Here is an 18,134-nt window from a genome sequence, read left to right as displayed (position 1 = left end):
CGGGATTCCGCCGATCACTGACCGGTGAGGGGGCGGGGGTGCCGATTCGGCACCCCCGCCTCTTCCGTGCGGGAATAGTTCGGACGGGGCATCCGTTCGGTAGATTTGAATGCAAACGCATGGAGTAACTCCCGCAGGGAGTCGAGCAGCCCAGGAGGGCGAGATGCAGTTCGGAATCTTCACCGTCAGCGACATCACCCAGGACCCGACGACCGGTCGCACGCCGACCGAGGCCGAGCGCATCCAGGCGACGATCACGATCGCCAAGCACGCCGAAGCCGTCGGCCTCGACGTCTTCGCGCTCGGCGAGCACCACAACCCGCCGTTCTGGTCCTCGTCGCCCACCACGACCCTCGCGTACATCGCGGGGCAGACCTCCACCCTCCGGCTGTCGACCGCGACCACGCTCATCACGACCAACGACCCCGTGAAGATCGCCGAGGACTACGCGATGCTCCAGCACGTCTCGGGCGGTCGCATCGACCTCATGCTCGGTCGCGGCAACACGGGCCCGGTGTACCCCTGGTTTGGCAAGGACATCCGCCAGGGCCTGCCGCTCACGCTCGAGAACTACGAACTGCTGCGCCGCCTCTGGCGCGAGGACGTCGTCGACTGGGAGGGGCGCTTCCGCACGCCGCTGCAGGGCTTCACCTCGACGCCGCGCCCGCTCGACGGCGTGCCCCCCTTCGTCTGGCACGGCTCGATCCGCAGCCCCGAGATCGCCGAGCAGGCCGCGAGCCACGGCGACGGCTTCTTCGCGAACCACATCTTCTGGCCCGCCTCGCACACCCAGCGCATGATCGCGCTGTACCGCCAGCGGTACGAGCACCACGGCCACGGCCGCGCCGACCAGGCGATCGTCGGCCTCGGCGGCCAGGTGTTCATGCGCAAGAACTCCCAGGACGCCGTACGCGACTTCCGCCCGTACTTCGACAACGCGCCGGTGTACGGCCACGGCCCGAGCCTCGAGGAGTTCACGTCGCAGACGCCGCTGACCGTCGGCAGCCCGCAGGAGGTCATCGACAAGACGCTCGGCTTCCGCGACTACGTGGGCGACTACCAGCGCCAGCTGTTCCTGATGGACCACGCGGGCCTCCCGCTGAAGACCGTGCTCGAGCAGCTCGACCTGCTCGGCGAGGAGGTCGTGCCGGTGCTGCGGCGCGAGTTCGCGAAGAACCGCCCGGCCGACGTGCCGGATGCCCCGACGCACGAGTCGCTCGTCGCCGCCGCGTACGGCGACGCGGCGCCTCGCCAGGCGACGCCGAACCCGAACCGGGGCGACAACCTCACCGTCGGCTCGCCCTACCAGGACACGCCGGTCGAGGCGCCGACCTCGTCAGGTTCGGCGTTCGGCCCCGCCGCGACCCGGTCGACCGCGACCCGTTCCACCTCGATCCGCTAGGAGCCATGCCATGACCAAGCGCATCGTCGTCATCTCGTCCGGGCTCTCGACGCCGAGCTCGACCCGCCAGCTCGCCGACCGGCTGGCCGCCGACTCCGTCGCGCAGCTGCGCGAACGCGGCGTCGAGGTCGAGGTCGAGACCTTCGAGCTCAGGGACCTCGCCCACGACATCACCAACCACCTGCTGCTGGGATTCGCGCCGCCCAAGCTCGAGGCGGTGCTCGACAAGCTGGCCACGGCCGACGGACTGATCGCCGTCACGCCGATCTTCACGACGAGCTACGCCGGGCTGTTCAAGAGCTTCCTCGACGTGATCGACCCGCAGTCGCTCACCGACCTGCCCGTGCTCATCGGGGCGACCGGCGGCACGCCCAGGCATTCGCTCGCGATCGACTACGCGATCCGCCCGGTGTTCACGTACCTCCACGCGAACCCCGTGACCACGGGCGTCTTCGCGGCGACGAGCGACTGGGGCGGCGGGGGCGACGGCGTGCGGTCGCTGCCCGACCGTATCTTCCGCGGCGCGAAGGAGTTCGCCGAGCTCGTCGAACGCACCGATCGGTCGGAACTCGTGAACGACCCGTTCGCGCTCGACCGGCCCATGGGCCATCTCGTGGGCGGTCTCGCGGGGGAGTAGGCGGAGAGCAGGAGTCACGGCCCCGGCGCGGTCAGTCCGCGTCGGGGCCGACTCCGTCGTGCGCCGCCCGCGCCTCACGCCGCGCGTCCAGGGTCGCGATGAGGCGGTCGACCGCGAGCCCGAGCCCGATCGCGACGGGGATCGAGACGAGCACCGCGGCCAGCGGCTGGTCGCCGAAGGCGCGCCCGACGAGGGCGCCGATCGTGGTGTTGAACACGGCCCAGGCGAGGCCGGCTCCGAGCGACAACGGCAGGTAGCGTCCGACCGGCACGGCTGCAGCCCCGGCCGCGAGGTTCACCGCGATCCGGGCGAACGGCACGTACCTCGCGGTGAAGACGAGCACCGCGGTCCGGCGCTCGACGGTCGCGCGCGCCCGGTCGATCGCCGCGCCGACCCGTCCCTCGCGCTGCCAGCGCCAGCGGTCGAGCCCGACCCGCCGGCCGATGAGATAGCAGAGTCCGTCGCCGCACACGGCGCCGGCCATGGCCACGACGATCACGAGCACGATCGGCGGCGCGCCCGTCGACGCCCAGACGGCGCCCAGGGCGACGACGGCGGTCTCGCTCGGCAGCACCACGAGGAAGGCATCGCCCACCACGAGCCCGAACAACACGGGCCAGAGCCAGGGCGACGTCGCGAGCGCGGTGACGGCTTCCTCCACCCTTTCGGTGTAGTCGTCGCGTGTGAACGGCGGGCGACGCATCCGTGGCTCCGGTGACGTTTCGCGAACCGACGCGGAAGGCTCGGTGAACACTCGCCGCACCGGCCGCGCGCGGCGCGCACGCCGCGGTCGGGGCCGTCACGCTGGGAGTCGTGAAGGTCGCGCTGCTCGCGGAGTCGTTCCTGCCGCACATGAACGGGGTCACCAATTCCCTGCTCCGGGTGATCGAGCACCTCGATTCCCGGGGCGACGAGGCGCTGGTCATCGCCCCTCGCGCCGGCCGCCTCGCGGAGGCATCCGAAGCCGTCGACCACCCCGCGCTGCGCGGTGCGACGGCCCGCTACCTGCGCTCGGTGCCGCTGCCCGGCTACGCCGACGTGCGGCTGGCCTTCGCCTCCACACACCGGCTGACCGTGCTGCTGCGCGAGTTCGACGCCGACGTCGTGCACCTGGCGTCGCCGTTCGTGCTCGGCTGGCAGGGCGTGCAGGCGGCGCGGGCGGCGGGCGTGCCGTCGGTCGCCGTGTACCAGACGGATGTCCCGGCCTACGCCCAGCGGTACGGCGTGCCGATCGCGGCCCCGGCCCTCGAGCGGCACCTCGTGCGCCTGCACAATCGAGCGACGCTGACACTCGCGCCGAGCGCGGCGGCCCGGCGACGACTCGACGAGCTCGGCGTCGAGCGCGTGCGCCCGTGGGCGCGCGGCGTCGACACCGACCTCTTCCACCCGCGGCGCCGCGACGCAGCCTGGCGGCGCCGGATCGCGCCGGCCGGCGAGGTCGTCGTCGGCTACGTCGGCCGCCTCGCGCCCGAGAAGCAGGTCGGCGACCTCGCGGCCCTCGCGGGCCTGCCGGGCGTGCGGCTCGTCATCGTCGGCGACGGTCCCGAACGCGCGACGCTCGAACGCCGGCTGCCCGGCGCGGTCTTCACCGGATTCCTCTCGGGCACCGCGCTCGCCGAGGCCGTCGCCGGGTTCGACGTGTTCGTGCACCCCGGCGAGCACGAGACGTTCTGCCAGACCGTGCAGGAGGCGCTCGCCAGCGGCGTTCCCGTGGTCGCCGTCGGCCGGGGCGGGCCGCTCGACCTCGTGCAGTCCAGCCGCACCGGTTGGCTCTACCGACCGGGCGACCTCGGCGACCTCCGGGCGCGCGTGCAGGACCTCACCGGCGACGAGGCCAAGCGCCGCGCGTTCGGGCTCGCCGCGCGCGCCTCGGTCGAGGGCCGCAGCTGGCGCCGCCTCGGCGACGAGCTCATCGGCCACTACGAGGATGCCATCGCCGGGCGGGTCGGCGTCGAGGCCCCGGCGTCGTCGCGCGGCCGAGCGGCATCGCGCTCGGAGTCCGGGATCGAGGCATCCGACCGCCCTGCAGCGCCGCGCCCTGCAGCGCCGTGCCCGGCGTCGCCGCCTCCAGCCTCGCCGCGTCCCGTCGCCGCGCCCCCGACGCCGCTCGCCCGGCGCGGCCAGCCGTGGCGGCGCCTCGTCGCGGTCGGCGACTCGATCACCGAGGGACTCTGCGACGACTCACGATCGCCGGGCGTGCACCGCGGCTGGGCCGACCGCCTGGCCCTGCTCGTGGCGCTCGCCGATCCGGCCGGCCCCTCGAGCCTCGGCTACGCGAACCTCGCCGTGCGCAGCCGTCGCGTGCACGACGTGGCCGACGAGCAACTCCCGCGCGCGAGGGCGCTCGGTGCCGACCTCGTGACCGTCCTCGTCGGCGGCAACGACCTCGTCAAGGCGGTCGCCGACCCCGTCGGCCTCGCGGCGCGGCTCGGCGAGGCGATCGCCGAGACCCGCGCGACCGGAGCCGACGTGCTCGTCGTGTCGGCCTTCATGCCGCCGTCGCGAGGCCTCGGCCGGCTGCGCGCGCGCTTCGAGCGCTTCGACGCCGAGCTCGAGCGGGCGGTCGCCGCGTGCGGCGCGCTCTGGGTCGACGCCGCGTCGGATGCCGAACTCATCGGCCCGCCGCACTGGGCGGAGGACCGCGTCCACCTGAACTCGGCCGGTCACCGCGCGCTCGCCTACGCGGCGGCGCGGGTGCTCGGCATTCCGGATGCCTCGGCGCTCGGCGCCCTCGACGTGGCCCTGCACGCGCCGGACGAGGCATCCGATGCGCCCACGCGCGTGCCGACCGCCGTCTGGCTCGCCCGCCATGCTGCGCCCTGGGCCGTGCGCCGACTGCGCGGACGCACCGCCGGAGACGGCCTCGCGGCCAAGCACGACGCGCTCGTGCCCGTCGTCGCGGGCGACGGCCCGCGGCCGTTCGTGTGAGGCGTCGGGCCGCGGGACCGCGGCACCGCTGACCGAGGTACGCCTACTCGAGCACGAAGCTGATCTCGAGGGTGACCGACCAGGCCGTGATCTTCCCCTCGGTCACTTCGACCTTCTGCTCCTTCACCCAGGCGCCGCTGACGTGCCGCAGCGTCTGCGCGGCGCGCTCGATGCCGACGGCGACCGCGTCCTCGAAGCTCTGCTCGGACCGGACGGTGATGGTGGTGACCCTCGCGACGGATGACATCGTGTTCCTCCTCGAACGGTGGTTCTCCGGAAGGCCCATGATCCGCCGTGCGGGCGCGGTGCGCGAGGGGGTTGACCTTGCCGCGACGAGGCTCAGCCGCTCTTGCGGCGGAACTCGCGCTTGTGATCGACGGGACCGTGCGCGCCCTTCGCGCCGGACCCGCCGTCGAGGTGCGCCTCGCCCTCGCGCTGCTTCGTGACCTGCTTCTTGCGCTCGAGGGCCTCGCGGAACTTGCGCTTCGTCTCGTCGGAGGGACCGGTGTTCTCGGTGGGGCCGGTGGCGCCGCTGGGGTTCGATTCGTCGGACGTCATGACTCGAGTCTGACAGGGATGCCGCGAGCCCGGGTCCACCGGGCCGCGGTTCGGGCCGGCCGACGATCGGCACGGGATGCGACATCCGCTGTTCACGGGCCGAAAATGCGTGCTCTGCTAGCATGGTGATCGGTCACCCGTGCGTTTCGTGCGGGCGATCACTGGAGCAGGCCGGCAGGAAGCTGGTCCCCTGTGGTGGATTACCAAGTCGATGGGCTTGGTGGACTTCTACTGGTGGCCAGCGTGAACGCAGCTCTTGCGATTCGTAATGCCTGTTCCTGCTCCTGCGTAGGAGTCGTGCCCATTCGGGGGGCGACGGAAAACAAAGGAGAGAGACCTCTTGGAAGGTCCTGAGATCACGTTCGCCGAGACGATCATCGACAATGGTCGATTCGGCACCCGCACCATCCGGTTCGAGACCGGCCGCCTCGCGCAGCAGGCGCAGGGCTCGGCCGTCGCCTACATCGACGAAGAGACCATGCTGCTCTCGGCGACGAGCGTCTCGAAGCAGCCGAAGGAGCACTTCGACTTCTTCCCGCTCACCATCGACGTCGAAGAGCGCATGTACGCTGCGGGCCGCATCCCCGGCTCGTTCTTCCGCCGCGAGGGCCGCCCCTCGACCGAGGCGATCCTCACCTGCCGGCTCATCGACCGCCCGCTGCGCCCCTCGTTCGTCGAGGGCCTGCGCAACGAGGTCCAGGTCGTCGTCACCGTGCTCGCCATCGAGCCCGACGAGCTCTACGACGTGCTCGCCATCAACGCCGCGTCGCTCTCGACGCAGCTGTCGGGCCTGCCCTTCTCGGGTCCGGTCGCCGGCGTGCGCGTCGCGCTCATCGACGGCCAGTGGGTCGCGTTCCCGAAGCACTCGCAGCTCGAGGAGGCCGTGTTCAGCATGGTCGTCGCCGGCCGTGTCGTGACCGAGAAGGACGGCTCGCAGGACGTCGCGATCATGATGATCGAGGCCGAGGCGACCGACCACGCGTGGAACCTCATCCAGGCCGGCGCCGTGAAGCCCGACGAGACCGTCATCGCGCAGGGCATCGAGGCGTCGAAGCCGTTCATCAAGCAGCTCGTCGAGGCGCAGGAGCAGGTCGCGAAGACCGCCGCCAAGCCGACCGCCGACTACCCGACCTTCCCGCCATACCACCCCGACACCAAGCAGGTCGTCGAGGCGTACGCGCTGGAGGAGCTGAAGGGCATCTACCAGATCGCCGGCAAGCACGAGCGCCAGGACGCCGATGACGCGCTGAAGGCCCGCGTCAAGGAGCACGTCGCTGCGAAGGTCGCAGGTGGCGAGCTGCCCGAGTCGGCCAACGCCGAGGTCTCGGCGGCGTACAAGTCGGTCACCAAGCACGTCGTGCGCTCGCGCGTGCTCGAGGAGGGCGTCCGCATCGACGGCCGCGGCCTCGCCGACATCCGCCCGCTCGACGCCGAGGTCCAGGTCGTGCCTCGCGTGCACGGCTCGGCCATCTTCCAGCGCGGCGAGACCCAGATCCTGGGCGTCACCACGCTGAACATGCTGAAGCTCGAGCAGCAGATCGACTCGCTGAGCCCGGTCACCAAGAAGCGCTACATGCACAACTACAACTTCCCGCCGTACTCGACGGGTGAGACGGGTCGTGTCGGTTCGCCCAAGCGCCGCGAGATCGGCCACGGCGCGCTCGCCGAGCGGGCGCTCGTGCCCGTGCTGCCCACGCGCGAGGAGTTCCCCTACGCGATCCGCCAGGTGTCCGAGGCGCTCGGCTCGAACGGCTCGACCTCGATGGGCTCGGTCTGCGCGTCCACGCTGTCGCTGCTGAACGCGGGCGTGCCGCTGCGCGCACCCGTCGCCGGCATCGCGATGGGCCTCATCTCCGATACCGTCGACGGTGAGACCCGCTACGCGGCGCTGACCGACATCCTCGGTGCCGAAGACGCGCTCGGCGACATGGACTTCAAGGTCGCCGGCACGAGCGAGTTCGTCACCGCGATCCAGCTCGACACCAAGCTCGACGGCATCCCCGCCTCGGTGCTGGCCGGCGCGCTGACGCAGGCGAAGGACGCCCGCACGACGATCCTGCAGGTGCTCAACGCCGCGATCGACGGCCCCGACGAGATGGCCCCGACCGCGCCCCGCGTGATCTCGGTCCAGATCCCGGTCGACAAGATCGGCGAGCTGATCGGCCCGAAGGGCAAGACGATCAACGCCATCCAGGACGAGACCGGCGCCGACATCTCCATCGAAGAGGACGGCACCGTCTACATCGGCGCGACCGACGGCCCCTCGGCCGAGGCCGCCCGTGCCCAGGTGAACGCGATCGCCAACCCGACCAACCCCGAGGTCGGCGAGCAGTTCCTCGGCACGGTCGTGAAGATCGCGACCTTCGGCGCGTTCGTCTCGCTGCTGCCCGGCAAGGACGGCCTGCTGCACATCTCCGAGGTGCGCAAGCTCGCCGGCGGCAAGCGCGTCGAGAACGTCGAAGACGTGCTGGGCGTCGGCCAGAAGATCCTCGTCGAGATCACGAAGATCGACGACCGCGGCAAGCTCTCGCTCGCTCCCGTCGTCGCGGAGGAGGCCGACACCGACGGCCGCGCCGCGACCGGCGAGCACACGGATGCCCCCGCCGAGGGCGCCGAGGTCTGACCCAGGCTGCCACGAAGCGGATGCCCCGCCCGGACTCGTTCCGGGCGGGGCATCCGTCGTCTGGGGCGGCGCTCAGGAAAGCAGGTGGATGCTGCTGCGCAGGAGGGCGTCGCGCTCGGCCAGCGCGGACTGCGCGGCGGTGCGCGCCTCGAACCGGGCGACCTGTCGGTCGCGGTCGGCGCGGCGGGTGGCGCGCGCGAGCCCCCAGGTCGCGAGGCTGAGGCCGGCGCGGATGGCCCAGCCCTCGACGCGCCCGGCGGTGGGGGAGAGGGTGGCGGTGGTCATCGGTCCTCCTTCGGACGGGTGGGTGCTTCGGATTCGGCGGTCTCGGTGGGCTCGGTGGTTTCGGTGGGCGCGGCGGCCTCGCCGTCCTCCGTCGCCTCGCCGCGCATCAGCGGGAACGCGTTGAGGTGGATCTGCACGGGGCGCGATCCGGGCGACGGCGTGCGCTTGTAGGCCTCGATGAACTTCAGGAACACACCGTCGAGCTCGGCGACGAGCTCGGCCAACTGGCCCGGCGTGAGCCGCAGGTTGATGGTGTCGCTCGTCGCGATGTCGAGCCACTCGGAGCCGAAGACCCGGTCGCCCTCGGCGACGAACTCGCGGAAGTTCTGCTCGCGCGAGCGGTACCACTCGTCGGTGACGAGCTCGGTGGCCAGGCGTTCGGCGCTGCCCGGCGGCAGCGCGCGAGGGTCGGGGAGGGCGACCGAACCCGGTGGGCGCTCCCACCAGCGCTCGCGGCCCTTGCCCCGCGTCGTGTCCTCACGCACGAGCCCGGCCCGCTCGAGCTGGCGCAGGTGGTAGCTCGTGGCGCCGCTCGACTCGCCGAGCCGCTCGGCGAGGCCGCTCGCGGTGAGCGGACCGTACGACGAGAGCTCGTCGTAGATGCGGACCCGCAGCGGGTGCGCGAGCGACTTCAGGCTCGCGCTCGGCAGGACGTGGTCGATGCCGGGGTGCCGGGTGCTGCTCGGCTGGGCCGAGAGGTCGGCAGGTTCGTGAGCTGCGGGGTCGTGGCCCGCGGCATCCGGATCTGCGCTTTGCGTCATGATGCAAAGATAGCGTTGCAAAGAAAGCTTTGCAAGAGTTTCTTTGCATTTGGTCAGCGTTCGAGCAGCGGCCCCAACCGGTAGGGGATGAGCTCGCCCATCGCGAGCGACGTCTCGGTGCGCTCGACCCCATCGATCGCGAGGATCTCGCCGTCGATGCGGAACAGGTCGTGCGCGTCGCGGCAGACCACCCGGACGAGCAGGTCGACCGCTCCCGAGAGCCCGTGCGCCTGGATCACCTCGGGGATCGCCGCGATGCGGTCGACGGCCGCGCCCAGCAGCTTCTGCTGCACGTGCACGCTGATGAACGCCTCGAGCGGGTACCCGAGCGGGGCGGGGTCGATACTGCGCTCGTACGAGAGGAAGGCGCCGGATGCCTCGAGCCGAGCCAGCCGCGCCTGCACGGTGTTGCGGCTGAGTCGCAGGCGCTCGGCGAGCGCGACCACGGTCGCGCGCGGGTCGGCGGAGAGCGCGGCGAGGAGGGAGCGGTCGACGACATCGTAGGCGGCCATATCGCGCAATCTAGCATCGATCATCCGTCGCAAACTTGGCGACATGCTCAATCGTCCACGCAATGCTTGAGCGCACTGCTGGATCGACCTACGCTCGCGGTATCCGGTGACGAAGCCGGGTGCGGGCGAGCCCACAAGGTGGCCCCACGATGCGGAGGATCGACGATGACCCCACCCGAACCGGCGGTGCTGACCAAGCCCCGTCAGATGCTTCAGCTGATCGGCGAGCGCGGCGAACGCCTGGCCGACCCCGAGTTCGACCCGTGGGTCGCCGACGTCGACCTCGATCAGCTCGCCGCCCTCTACCGCGACATGGCCGTCATCCGCCGCATCGATACCGAGGCGACCGCGCTCCAGCGTCAGGGCGAACTGGGCCTGTGGCCGCCGCTCGCCGGCCAGGAGGCGGCCCAGATCGGGTCGGGGCGAGCGCTTCGCGACGACGACTTCGTCTTCACGAGCTACCGCGAGCACGCGCTGGCCTGGCTGCGCGGCGTCGAGCCCGCCGAACTCCTCGCGGTGTGGCGGGGCACCCAGGCGAGCGGGTGGAACCCGTTCGAGCATCACCTGGCGGTGCCGCAGATCATCATCGGCGCCCAGTCGCTGCACGCCGTCGGGTACGCCATGGGCCTGACCTGGGACGGTTCGGATGCCGCGGCCATCGCCTACTTCGGCGACGGCGCCACGAGCGAGGGCGACGTCAACGAGGCGCTCGTCTTCGCGGCGAGCTTCGACGCCCCCGTCGTGTTCTTCTGCCAGAACAACCAGTGGGCCATCTCCGAGCCCGTCGGGCTCCAGTCGAAGCAGCCGCTCGCGCGCCGCGCCGACGGCTTCGGCATGCCAGGTGTCCGCGTCGACGGCAACGACGTGCTCGCCGTCATGGCGGCGACCCGCTTCGCGCTCGATCGGGCCCGGCGCGGTGACGGCCCGACGCTGATCGAGGCCGTCACCTACCGCATGGGTCCGCACACGACCGCCGACGACCCGAGCCGCTACCGCACCGATGACGAGCTCGGAGCGTGGCGGTCGCGCGATCCGCTTGCGCGCGTGCTCTCGGCGCTCGAGGCCGCCGGCCACGACGTCGAAGCGCTCCAGACCGAGGCCGGCAGCGCGGCAGACCGGGCGGCGGCCGACCTGCGCGCGGCGATCACGACGCTGCCCGACCCCGAGCCCCTCACCGTGTTCGACCACGTCTACGCCGAGCCGAACAGCCATCTCGAGCGCCAGCGCGACCGGTACGGCCGCTACCTCGCGATGTACGGGGAAGAGGAGGCCGGGCGATGACCGCCCTGACGCTCGCCAAGGCGATCAACGCAGGCCTGCGCCGCTCGCTCGAATCCGACGATCGCGTCGTGCTCATGGGCGAGGACATCGGCACGCTCGGCGGCGTATTCCGCGTCACCGACGGACTGAAGGCCGACTTCGGCGCGCACCGCGTCGTCGACACGCCCCTGTCGGAGGCCGGCATCCTGGGCACCGCGGTCGGACTGGCGTACCGGGGATTCCGCCCCGTCGTCGAGATCCAGTTCGACGGCTTCATCTACCCGGCGTTCGATCAGATCGTGGCGCAGGTCGCGAAGCTGCACTACCGCTCGCGAGGCACGGTGCGCATGCCGATCACGATCCGCGTGCCGTTCGGCGGCGGCATCGGGGCGGCCGAGCACCACTCCGAGTCGCCCGAGGCGTACTTCGCGCACACCGCGGGGCTGCGCGTGGTCGCGTGCTCGAACCCGGCCGACGCGTACGTGATGATCCAGCAGGCGATCGCGAGCGACGACCCGGTGCTGTTCTTCGAGCCCAAGCGCCGCTACCACGTGAAGGCCGACGTGGCCGACGATGCCAGCCTCGCCGATGCCCGCCCGATGGGCGTCGCGACGGTCGCGGCTCCCGGACGCGACGTGACCCTCGTGACCTACGGCGGCCTCGTGCGGACGGCTCTCGACGCCGCGGTCGCCGCGGAGGAGGACGGTGTCTCGATCGAGGTGATCGACCTGCGCTCGCTGGCTCCGGTCGACCACGCCACGGTCGAGGCGTCGGTGCGGCGTACCGGACGACTCGTCGTCGTGCACGAGGCGGGGGAGCAGGGCGGCCTCGGCGCCGAGATCGTCGCGCGCGTCACCGAGTCCTGCTTCGAGTACCTCGAGTCGGCGCCCGTGCGGGTGACCGGGCACGACATCCCGTACCCGCCCGCGAAGCTCGAGCGCCATCACCTGCCCGACCTCGACCGGATCCTCGACGGCGTCGACCGTGCGCTCGGGCGCTCGAATTCGCTGAGTGCGCATCCGGTGCGCCCCACCGGCGACGGTGTGGAGGCGTGACCATGAGCATCCGCGAGTTCGCGCTGCCCGACCTGGGCGAGGGGCTCACCGAGTCCGAGGTGGTCGCCTGGCGCGTCGCCGTCGGCGACCGCGTCGAGCTGAACCAGATCATCGCCGACGTCGAGACCGCCAAGGCGGTCGTCGAACTGCCGTCGCCGTATGCGGGCGTCGTCACGGCGCTGCATGCGCAGCCGGGGGAGACGGTCAACGTCGGCGAGCCGCTGTTCTCGTGCGACACCGGTGAGGCGTCGGACGCGCCGGGCGGGTCGAATGCCGCTTCGCAGGTTGATGCCTCCGCCCCGAAGGCTGCCGCCGGTGCGGATGCCACCGCCGGTGCGGATGCCACCGCCGACGCGGATGCCACCGCCGACGCGGATGCCCCGCGCGAGCCCACGCTCGTGGGGTACGGCGCCGTGGCCGATGGCGCGCCGCGCCGCCGCCGCCCGCGTCGCGCGCCGGCCGACGACCTCGTGCCCGAGGTGCCGGCGCAGGAGACGCATGCGGCGACGGCCGAACCCGCCGCGCCGGACACCCCGGCTCGTGAGCGGCCGCGATCGACGCCACCCGTGCGCAAGCTCGCGCGCGACCTCGGCGTCGACCTCGAGGCGATCGAGGGCACCGGCGACGACGGCCTCATCACGCGCGCCGACGTCGAACGCGCCGCGCAGGGCGCGGGCGAGGCATCCGCAGCCGGCCGCCCGGCACCCGCGCCGACCGGCGCGATAGGCGGACGGGACACGAGCACACCGGGCGAGACCCGGATCCCGATCAAGGGCGTGCGCAAGCACACGGCGGCAGCGATGGTGCGCAGCGCCTTCACGGCGCCGCACGTCACCGAGTTCCTGACGGTCGACGTGACCGCGACGATGGACCTGCTGCGGGGCATCCGCGACGATCGCGCCCTGTCGGCGCACCGGGTCACGCCGCTCGCAGTGGTGGCGAAGGCCCTCTGCATCGCGGCGCGCCGCACGCCCGAGGTGAACTCGCGCTGGGACGACGAGGCGCAGGAGATCGTGCGGTACGACGGCGTGAACCTCGGCATCGCCGCGGCCACCGAGCGGGGGCTCGTGGTGCCCAATGTGAAGGGCGCCGACCGGATGACGCTGCTCGAGCTCGCCGACGCGCTCGCCGAGCTCACCGCGACGGCGAGGTCCGGCCGCACGGCGCCCGCCGACCTCGCGGGCGGCACCATCTCGATCACGAACGTGGGCGTGTTCGGCGTCGACGCGGGCACCCCGATCCTGAACCCGGGCGAGGCGGCGATCCTCGCGATGGGCGCCGTGAACCGCCGCCCGTGGGAGTACCGCGGCGAGGTCGCGCTGCGCGAGGTGATGACGCTCAGCCTGTCGTTCGACCACCGCCTGGTCGACGGCGAACAGGGCTCGCGGTTCCTCGCCGACATCGGCTCGATCTTGCGCGAACCCGGGCGAGCCCTCACGATGAGCTGAGGGGAGTCGGAAGGCGGGGGCCATGGACGACAGGCGGATTCTCGACGCGGACGAGACGAGCACCGAGCTCGTCGGGACGGCGTTCAGGCAGGATGGCGACCGGCTGGTGGGCAGTTACGAGACGGGTGACTTCCTGGGCGCCGTCCGCCTGCTCGAACGCGTCGCCGAGGTCGCCGAGGTCATGCAGCACCACCCCGACGTCAAGCTCGGGTACGGGCGCATCACCTTCGAGCTGAGCTCGCACGACGTCGGCGGGGTCACCGCGAGGGACGTGCGCCTCGCGCATCGCATCGAGGAGCTCGCGGCCGTCTGACCGGCACGCCGGTGCTCAGGCGAGTTCGAGCACGACCTCATCGGCTGCAGCGTCGGCTGCCTCGGCGACGGCCGCGAAGCCGAGTGCGATGAAGACGGCGAGGGATGCCTCGTCGCCCGGCGCGACGCTCGTGCGCACGGGTCGCGCGCAGGTGTCGAGGAGCAGGCGCAGCACGCGCGCCTCGATGCCGCGACCGCGGTGGGCTGGTGCGAGCCCGATCTCGAGGTCGGTGCGGCCGCCGCGGCGGCGCAGCGCGACTGCACCGATGATCTCGCCGTCGACCCGGATGGTGCGCAGGTCGGTGTCGGCGTCGCTGCCGGTGCGGTGTCGGATGTGGAGCAGTGCGTCGTGTTCGCCCGCGCGGGTCGCGCGCAGGGTCACGACATGAGGCTCGCCCATGCCATGTCCTCCAGGATTCGGCGGACGTCCTCGTCCGCCGGTCGCCGCCCGTGGTCACGGGCGCTGTGCGGGGTGGAGTTGACGAGTCCGAAGGCTGCGTGGGCCCGGATCCGCAACTCGGGGTCGGCCCGGTCAGGCCGCAGTCGCCCGAGAACGCCGACCCAGAGTTCGACGTACTCGCGCTGGAGCCGACGCACCTCGTGCGCGTCGGCGTCGGGCAGGCTCGCGAGGTCGCGATCCTGCACGCGGATGACGTCGGCGTTCGCGATCGCGAAGTCGACGTGGAATCGGATGAGGGCGCGCAGCGCCCGGTCGGCATCGGATGCCGCGTCGACGGTCGCGCGGCCGCCGTCGAGCAGGCCCGCGCTGGCGTCGAGGAGCACGGCCGCGAGCACGGCGCCCTTGCCGGGGAAGTGCCGGTACACCGCAGGCCCGGACACGCCGGCGGCGCTGCCGAGTTCCTCGAGCGTGACGCCCGCGTAGCCGCGTTCGGCGAACAGGCTCGCGGCGGCGGCGAGCAGGGCCTCGCGGCGGTCGGCCTTGGCCCGGCCGCGGTCGGTGAGCACGGTGCTGGTCTTTTCCGACATGCTCCGCCTCCCGCTTCCTTGCCGTTTCAGTTAATGAACGCTAACATCAGACTCGGTTAATCACCACTCACTGAGTTCGGGCGTTCCCGACTCCGACGCCACGATGGAGAGGCGGCATGGCGATCCTCACGAGCAGCCTCGACGACACGAGCGCCGAGGCCCGGCGCAACCGCGACGATCACGCGGCCCTCGTGGCGCAGCTGCGATCCAAGCTCGCCGAGGCCGCACTCGGCGGGTCCGAGGCATCCCGCGACCGGCACGTCGCCCGCGGCAAGCTGTTGCCGCGCGATCGCGTCGACCGGCTGCTCGACGAGGGCAGCCCGTTCCTCGAGCTGTCGCCGCTCGCGGCCGACGGCCTGTACGGCGGCGACTCGCCCGGCGCCGGCCTCATCACGGGCATCGGGCTCGTGCACGGGCGACCCGTGATGGTGGTCTGCAACGACGCCACGACCAAGGGCGGCACCTACTACCCGATGACCGTCAAGAAGCACCTGCGGGCGCAGGAGGTCGCGGGCGAGCAGGCGCTGCCGTGCGTCTACCTGGTCGACTCGGGCGGCGCGTTCCTGCCGCTCCAAGACGACGTCTTCCCCGACCGCGAGCACTTCGGCCGGATCTTCTTCAACCAGGCGAACCTCTCGGCGCGGGGCATCCCGCAGCTGGCGGCCGTGCTCGGCTCCTGCACCGCGGGCGGTGCGTACGTGCCCGCGATGAGCGACGAGACCGTGATCGTGCGCGACCAGGGCACGATCTTCCTGGGTGGGCCTCCGCTCGTGAAGGCCGCGATCGGCGAGGTCGTCACCCCCGAGGAGCTCGGCGGCGGCGAGCTGCACGCGCGCGTGTCGGGTGTCGCCGATCACCTCGCCGAAGACGACGAGCACGCGCTCGAACTCGTCCGCGACATGGTCGCGACGCTCCCGGCGCCGGCCCCGCGGGCCTGGACGGTGCGCGAGCCGCGTGAGCCCGCCGTCGACCCCGCGACCCTCACGGCCGCCGTCCCGGTCGACGTGCAGCAGCCGTACGACGTGCGCGAGGTCATCGCGCGGCTCGTCGACGGCAGCGAGTTCAGCGAGTTCAAGCCCGAGTACGGCGACACGCTCGTCACCGGCTTCGCGCACCTCGACGGCCATCCGGTCGGCATCATCGCGAACAACGGCGTGCTGTTCAGCGAATCCGCCATGAAGGGCGCGCATTTCATCGAGCTCTGCGACCAGCGTGGCATCCCGCTCGTGTTCCTGCAGAACATCTCCGGGTTCATGGTCGGCCGCGACGCCGAGGCGGGCGGCATCGCCAAGCACGGCGCGAAGATGGTGACCGCGGTCGCCACCACTCGTGTGCCCAAGTTCACGGTCGTCATCGGCGGCTCGTTCGGTGCCGGCAACTACTCGATGTGCGGCCGCGCGTACTCGCCGCGGTTCCTCTGGATGTGGCCCAACGCCCGGATCTCGGTCATGGGCGGCGAGCAGGCCGCCTCGGTGCTGGCGACGGTGCGTCGCGACCAGCTCGCCGTGCGCGGCGAGGAGTGGTCGGCCGATGACGAACAGGCGTTCCGGGCGCCCATCCGCGAGCAGTACGAGCTCCAGGGCAGCCCTTACCATTCCACCGCCCGGCTGTGGGACGACGGCATCATCGACCCCGCCGACACCCGCACCGTGCTCGCCTTCGCGCTCGAACTCGCGAGCCGCACCCCGCTTCCCGAACCCCGCTTCGGCCTCTTCCGGATGTGACGACGATGCCAGAGACCACAGCCTCCCGACCCTTCGATCGCGTGCTCGTCGCGAACCGCGGCGAGATCGCCGTGCGCGTCATCCGCACGCTGCGCCGGCTCGGCATCCACGCGATCGCGGTGTACTCCGATGCCGACGCGGATGCCCCGCACGTCGCGCTCGCCGACACCGCCGTGCGCCTGGGCCCGGCGCCGGCGAGCGAGAGCTACCTCGACCCGGCGCGCCTGGTCGCCGCTGCGAACGAGACCGGCGCGCAGGCGGTGCACCCCGGCTACGGGTTCCTCTCCGAACACGCCGGCTTCGCCCGCGCGTGCGCCGAGGCCGGCCTCGTGTTCGTCGGCCCCGGTGAACGCGCGCTCGAGGTGATGGGCGACAAGATCCGCGCGAAGGCGCACGTCGAGGCATCCGGGGTTCCCGTGGTGCCCGGCGTCTCGGGCGTCGGCGACGACGGCTCACCGCTCGGCGATGCCGAACTCGTCGAGGCGGCCTCGCGCGTCGGATTCCCGGTGCTCGTCAAGCCGTCGGCCGGCGGCGGCGGCAAGGGCATGCAGCTCGCGCGCGACGCGGCCGAGCTCGCCGAGGCGATCCCCGCGGCCCGACGCATCGCGCGTGCCGCGTTCGGCGACGACACGCTGCTCGTGGAGCGGTTCATCGAGCGACCGCGCCACATCGAGGTGCAGGTGCTCGCCGACGCGCACGGCTCGGTCGTGCATCTCGGCGAGCGCGAGTGCTCGCTGCAGCGCCGGCACCAGAAGGTCATCGAGGAGGCGCCGTCGCCGCTGATCGACGAGGCGACGCGCGCCCGCATCGGCGAGGCCGCCTGCCGCGCCGCCGAGAGCGTCGCCTACCTCGGCGCGGGCACGGTCGAGTTCCTGGTTTCGGATGCCTCGCCCGACGAGTTCTTCTTCATCGAGATGAACACCAGGCTCCAGGTGGAGCATCCGGTCACCGAGCTGGTCACCGGGGTCGACCTCGTCGAGCAGCAGCTCCGGATCGCCGCGGGGGCGCCGCTGCCCTTCGCGCAACGCGACGTGACGCTCACCGGCCACGCCGTCGAGGCGCGCGTGTACGCCGAGAGCCCCGAGCGCGGCTTCCTTCCCTCGACGGGCGACCTGCTGACGTGGCGCGAGCCCACGGGCGACGGCGTGCGCGTCGACGCCGGCGTGCGCACGGGCCAGGCGGTCACCGCCTTCTACGATCCGATGCTGGCCAAGGTGATCGCGTGGGCGCCCACGCGCGCCGAGGCGCTCGACCGCCTCGACGCCGCGCTCGCCGGCACGGTGGCGCTCGGCGTCGAGACGAACCTCGGGTTCCTCCGACGGCTCGTCGCCGACCCCGCCGTGCGGCGGGGCGAGCTGACCACGGGCCTCATCGACGCGCTGCCCGAGGCCGCGGCCGAGCCGGCCTCACCCGAACTGCTCGATGCGGCGGCGGCCGCGCTCGCCGAGGCGCGGGCGTCGTCGGGTGCCGGCCACCAGGCGCAGGGCGACCATGCACGCGCCTGGCAGCGAGAGACCGGCTGGCGCATCGGCGGTCGCCGCGCCGAACGCGTCGAGCTGGAGCCGGTCGCAGGCGCCGGCGGCGAGGCATCCGCCGTCGAGGTGGTGCGCGCCGGCGCCGACCGACCAGCCGCCGACGCGCC

General features: G+C 72.3%; 18 protein-coding genes. 10 read left to right on the top strand and 8 right to left on the bottom strand.

The genetic code is table 11. The features are described 5' to 3' along the window. Positions 1–163 precede the first annotated feature (163 nt). Positions 164–1,402, top strand: coding sequence for an LLM class flavin-dependent oxidoreductase (locus tag GE115_RS16040; RefSeq protein WP_153685782.1), 1,239 nt, complete (start codon positions 164–166; stop codon positions 1,400–1,402). Positions 1,403–1,412: 10 nt separating this feature from the next. Beyond that, the gene (locus GE115_RS16035) at positions 1,413–2,039 is read left to right on the top strand and encodes an FMN reductase (protein ID WP_153685781.1); all 627 of its coding nucleotides are present in this window, start codon (positions 1,413–1,415) and stop codon (positions 2,037–2,039) included. Positions 2,040–2,070: 31 nt separating this feature from the next. Here the strand turns inward: GE115_RS16035 and GE115_RS16030 are convergent, their stop codons facing one another. After that, positions 2,071–2,700 (bottom strand): DedA family protein, encoded by a 630-nt coding sequence (locus tag GE115_RS16030; RefSeq protein ID WP_312855265.1) that lies wholly within the window; start codon positions 2,698–2,700, stop codon positions 2,071–2,073. A 152-nt stretch (positions 2,701–2,852) separates the two neighbouring features. Between GE115_RS16030 and GE115_RS19290 the strand changes: the two genes are divergently transcribed. Then, positions 2,853–4,967 carry a glycosyltransferase gene (locus GE115_RS19290; RefSeq protein ID WP_312855264.1) on the top strand — a complete coding sequence of 705 codons (2,115 nt, stop codon included), beginning with the start codon at positions 2,853–2,855 and terminating at the stop codon, positions 4,965–4,967. Positions 4,968–5,010: 43 nt separating this feature from the next. Here the strand turns inward: GE115_RS19290 and GE115_RS16020 are convergent, their stop codons facing one another. Both GE115_RS16020 and GE115_RS16015 read right to left on the bottom strand, forming a co-directional pair. Next, entirely contained in the window at positions 5,011–5,214 is a 204-nt protein-coding gene (locus GE115_RS16020; RefSeq protein ID WP_153685779.1) for a dodecin family protein, read from the bottom strand. A gap of 92 nt (positions 5,215–5,306) precedes the next feature. Beyond that, entirely contained in the window at positions 5,307–5,525 is a 219-nt protein-coding gene (locus GE115_RS16015) for a DUF5302 domain-containing protein (protein WP_153685778.1), read from the bottom strand. Positions 5,526–5,865: 340 nt separating this feature from the next. Here GE115_RS16015 and GE115_RS16010 point away from each other — a divergent pair, with 340 nt between their 5' ends. Further along, complete coding sequence (locus GE115_RS16010; RefSeq protein ID WP_153685777.1) at positions 5,866–8,148, top strand: polyribonucleotide nucleotidyltransferase; 2,283 nt, start codon at positions 5,866–5,868, stop codon at positions 8,146–8,148. Positions 8,149–8,220: 72 nt separating this feature from the next. Here GE115_RS16010 and GE115_RS16005 read toward each other — a convergent pair whose 3' ends face one another. The 3 genes from GE115_RS16005 to GE115_RS15995 are packed head-to-tail and all read right to left on the bottom strand — an operon-like array spanning position 8,221 to position 9,706. Next, positions 8,221–8,433 carry a hypothetical protein gene (locus GE115_RS16005; RefSeq protein ID WP_153685776.1) on the bottom strand — a complete coding sequence of 71 codons (213 nt, stop codon included), beginning with the start codon at positions 8,431–8,433 and terminating at the stop codon, positions 8,221–8,223. Then, complete coding sequence (locus tag GE115_RS16000) at positions 8,430–9,194, bottom strand: ArsR/SmtB family transcription factor (RefSeq protein WP_153685775.1); 765 nt, start codon at positions 9,192–9,194, stop codon at positions 8,430–8,432. The genes GE115_RS16005 and GE115_RS16000 overlap by 4 nt, the downstream gene beginning before the upstream one ends. Positions 9,195–9,247: 53 nt before the next feature. After that, on the bottom strand, positions 9,248–9,706 hold the full coding sequence (locus GE115_RS15995) for an Lrp/AsnC family transcriptional regulator (RefSeq protein WP_153685774.1): 459 nt from the start codon (positions 9,704–9,706) through the stop codon (positions 9,248–9,250). 165 nt (positions 9,707–9,871) lie between these two features. Here GE115_RS15995 and pdhA point away from each other — a divergent pair, with 165 nt between their 5' ends. The 4 genes from pdhA to GE115_RS15975 are packed head-to-tail and all read left to right on the top strand — an operon-like array spanning position 9,872 to position 13,782. Continuing rightward, entirely contained in the window at positions 9,872–10,987 is a 1,116-nt protein-coding gene (gene pdhA / locus GE115_RS15990; protein ID WP_153685773.1) for a pyruvate dehydrogenase (acetyl-transferring) E1 component subunit alpha, read from the top strand. After that, entirely contained in the window at positions 10,984–12,021 is a 1,038-nt protein-coding gene (locus GE115_RS15985) for an alpha-ketoacid dehydrogenase subunit beta (RefSeq protein ID WP_153685772.1), read from the top strand. The genes pdhA and GE115_RS15985 overlap by 4 nt, the downstream gene beginning before the upstream one ends. Positions 12,022–12,023: 2 nt before the next feature. Continuing rightward, positions 12,024–13,469: a dihydrolipoamide acetyltransferase family protein gene (locus GE115_RS15980; protein WP_153685771.1), complete on the top strand. Its 1,446-nt coding sequence runs from the start codon at positions 12,024–12,026 to the stop codon at positions 13,467–13,469. A 22-nt stretch (positions 13,470–13,491) separates the two neighbouring features. After that, positions 13,492–13,782, top strand: a complete 291-nt coding sequence (locus GE115_RS15975; protein ID WP_153685770.1) for a 4a-hydroxytetrahydrobiopterin dehydratase — start codon at positions 13,492–13,494, stop codon at positions 13,780–13,782. A 15-nt stretch (positions 13,783–13,797) separates the two neighbouring features. Here GE115_RS15975 and GE115_RS15970 read toward each other — a convergent pair whose 3' ends face one another. Then, positions 13,798–14,163, bottom strand: a complete 366-nt coding sequence (locus GE115_RS15970; protein WP_153685769.1) for a GNAT family N-acetyltransferase — start codon at positions 14,161–14,163, stop codon at positions 13,798–13,800. Then, positions 14,160–14,768, bottom strand: coding sequence for an SACE_7040 family transcriptional regulator (locus GE115_RS15965; protein ID WP_153685768.1), 609 nt, complete (start codon positions 14,766–14,768; stop codon positions 14,160–14,162). Before GE115_RS15965 ends, GE115_RS15970 begins: the two co-directional genes overlap by 4 nt. Before the next feature lie 116 nt (positions 14,769–14,884). Here GE115_RS15965 and GE115_RS15960 point away from each other — a divergent pair, with 116 nt between their 5' ends. Beyond that, positions 14,885–16,492, top strand: a complete 1,608-nt coding sequence (locus GE115_RS15960) for a carboxyl transferase domain-containing protein (protein ID WP_153685767.1) — start codon at positions 14,885–14,887, stop codon at positions 16,490–16,492. Positions 16,493–16,497: 5 nt separating this feature from the next. Beyond that, on the top strand, positions 16,498–18,134 hold a 1,637-nt coding region (locus GE115_RS15955), incomplete at its 3' end, for an acetyl-CoA carboxylase biotin carboxylase subunit (RefSeq protein WP_153685766.1).

This window comes from Agromyces agglutinans, from assembly GCF_009647605.1.
GTDB lineage: Bacteria > Actinomycetota > Actinomycetes > Actinomycetales > Microbacteriaceae > Agromyces > Agromyces agglutinans.
The sequence above is the reverse complement of the archived record's forward strand: the minus strand, read 5'-3'. Positions and strand labels throughout refer to the sequence as shown.

Bases quoted from the DNA above. Each gene is read 5' to 3' on its own strand.
- GE115_RS15960 (WP_153685767.1), top strand. From the start codon at position 14,885: ATGGCGATCCTCACGAGCAGCCTCGACGACACGAGCGCCGAGGCCCGG.
- GE115_RS15995 (WP_153685774.1), bottom strand. From the start codon at position 9,706: ATGGCCGCCTACGATGTCGTCGACCGCTCCCTCCTCGCCGCGCTCTCC.
- GE115_RS16000 (WP_153685775.1), bottom strand. From the start codon at position 9,194: ATGACGCAAAGCGCAGATCCGGATGCCGCGGGCCACGACCCCGCAGCT.
- GE115_RS16015 (WP_153685778.1), bottom strand. From the start codon at position 5,525: ATGACGTCCGACGAATCGAACCCCAGCGGCGCCACCGGCCCCACCGAG.
- GE115_RS16005 (WP_153685776.1), bottom strand. From the start codon at position 8,433: ATGACCACCGCCACCCTCTCCCCCACCGCCGGGCGCGTCGAGGGCTGG.
- GE115_RS16040 (WP_153685782.1), top strand. From the start codon at position 164: ATGCAGTTCGGAATCTTCACCGTCAGCGACATCACCCAGGACCCGACG.
- GE115_RS15965 (WP_153685768.1), bottom strand. From the start codon at position 14,768: ATGTCGGAAAAGACCAGCACCGTGCTCACCGACCGCGGCCGGGCCAAG.
- GE115_RS15985 (WP_153685772.1), top strand. From the start codon at position 10,984: ATGACCGCCCTGACGCTCGCCAAGGCGATCAACGCAGGCCTGCGCCGC.
- GE115_RS16035 (WP_153685781.1), top strand. From the start codon at position 1,413: ATGACCAAGCGCATCGTCGTCATCTCGTCCGGGCTCTCGACGCCGAGC.
- GE115_RS15975 (WP_153685770.1), top strand. From the start codon at position 13,492: ATGGACGACAGGCGGATTCTCGACGCGGACGAGACGAGCACCGAGCTC.
- GE115_RS15980 (WP_153685771.1), top strand. From the start codon at position 12,024: ATGAGCATCCGCGAGTTCGCGCTGCCCGACCTGGGCGAGGGGCTCACC.
- GE115_RS16020 (WP_153685779.1), bottom strand. From the start codon at position 5,214: ATGTCATCCGTCGCGAGGGTCACCACCATCACCGTCCGGTCCGAGCAG.
- pdhA (WP_153685773.1), top strand. From the start codon at position 9,872: ATGACCCCACCCGAACCGGCGGTGCTGACCAAGCCCCGTCAGATGCTT.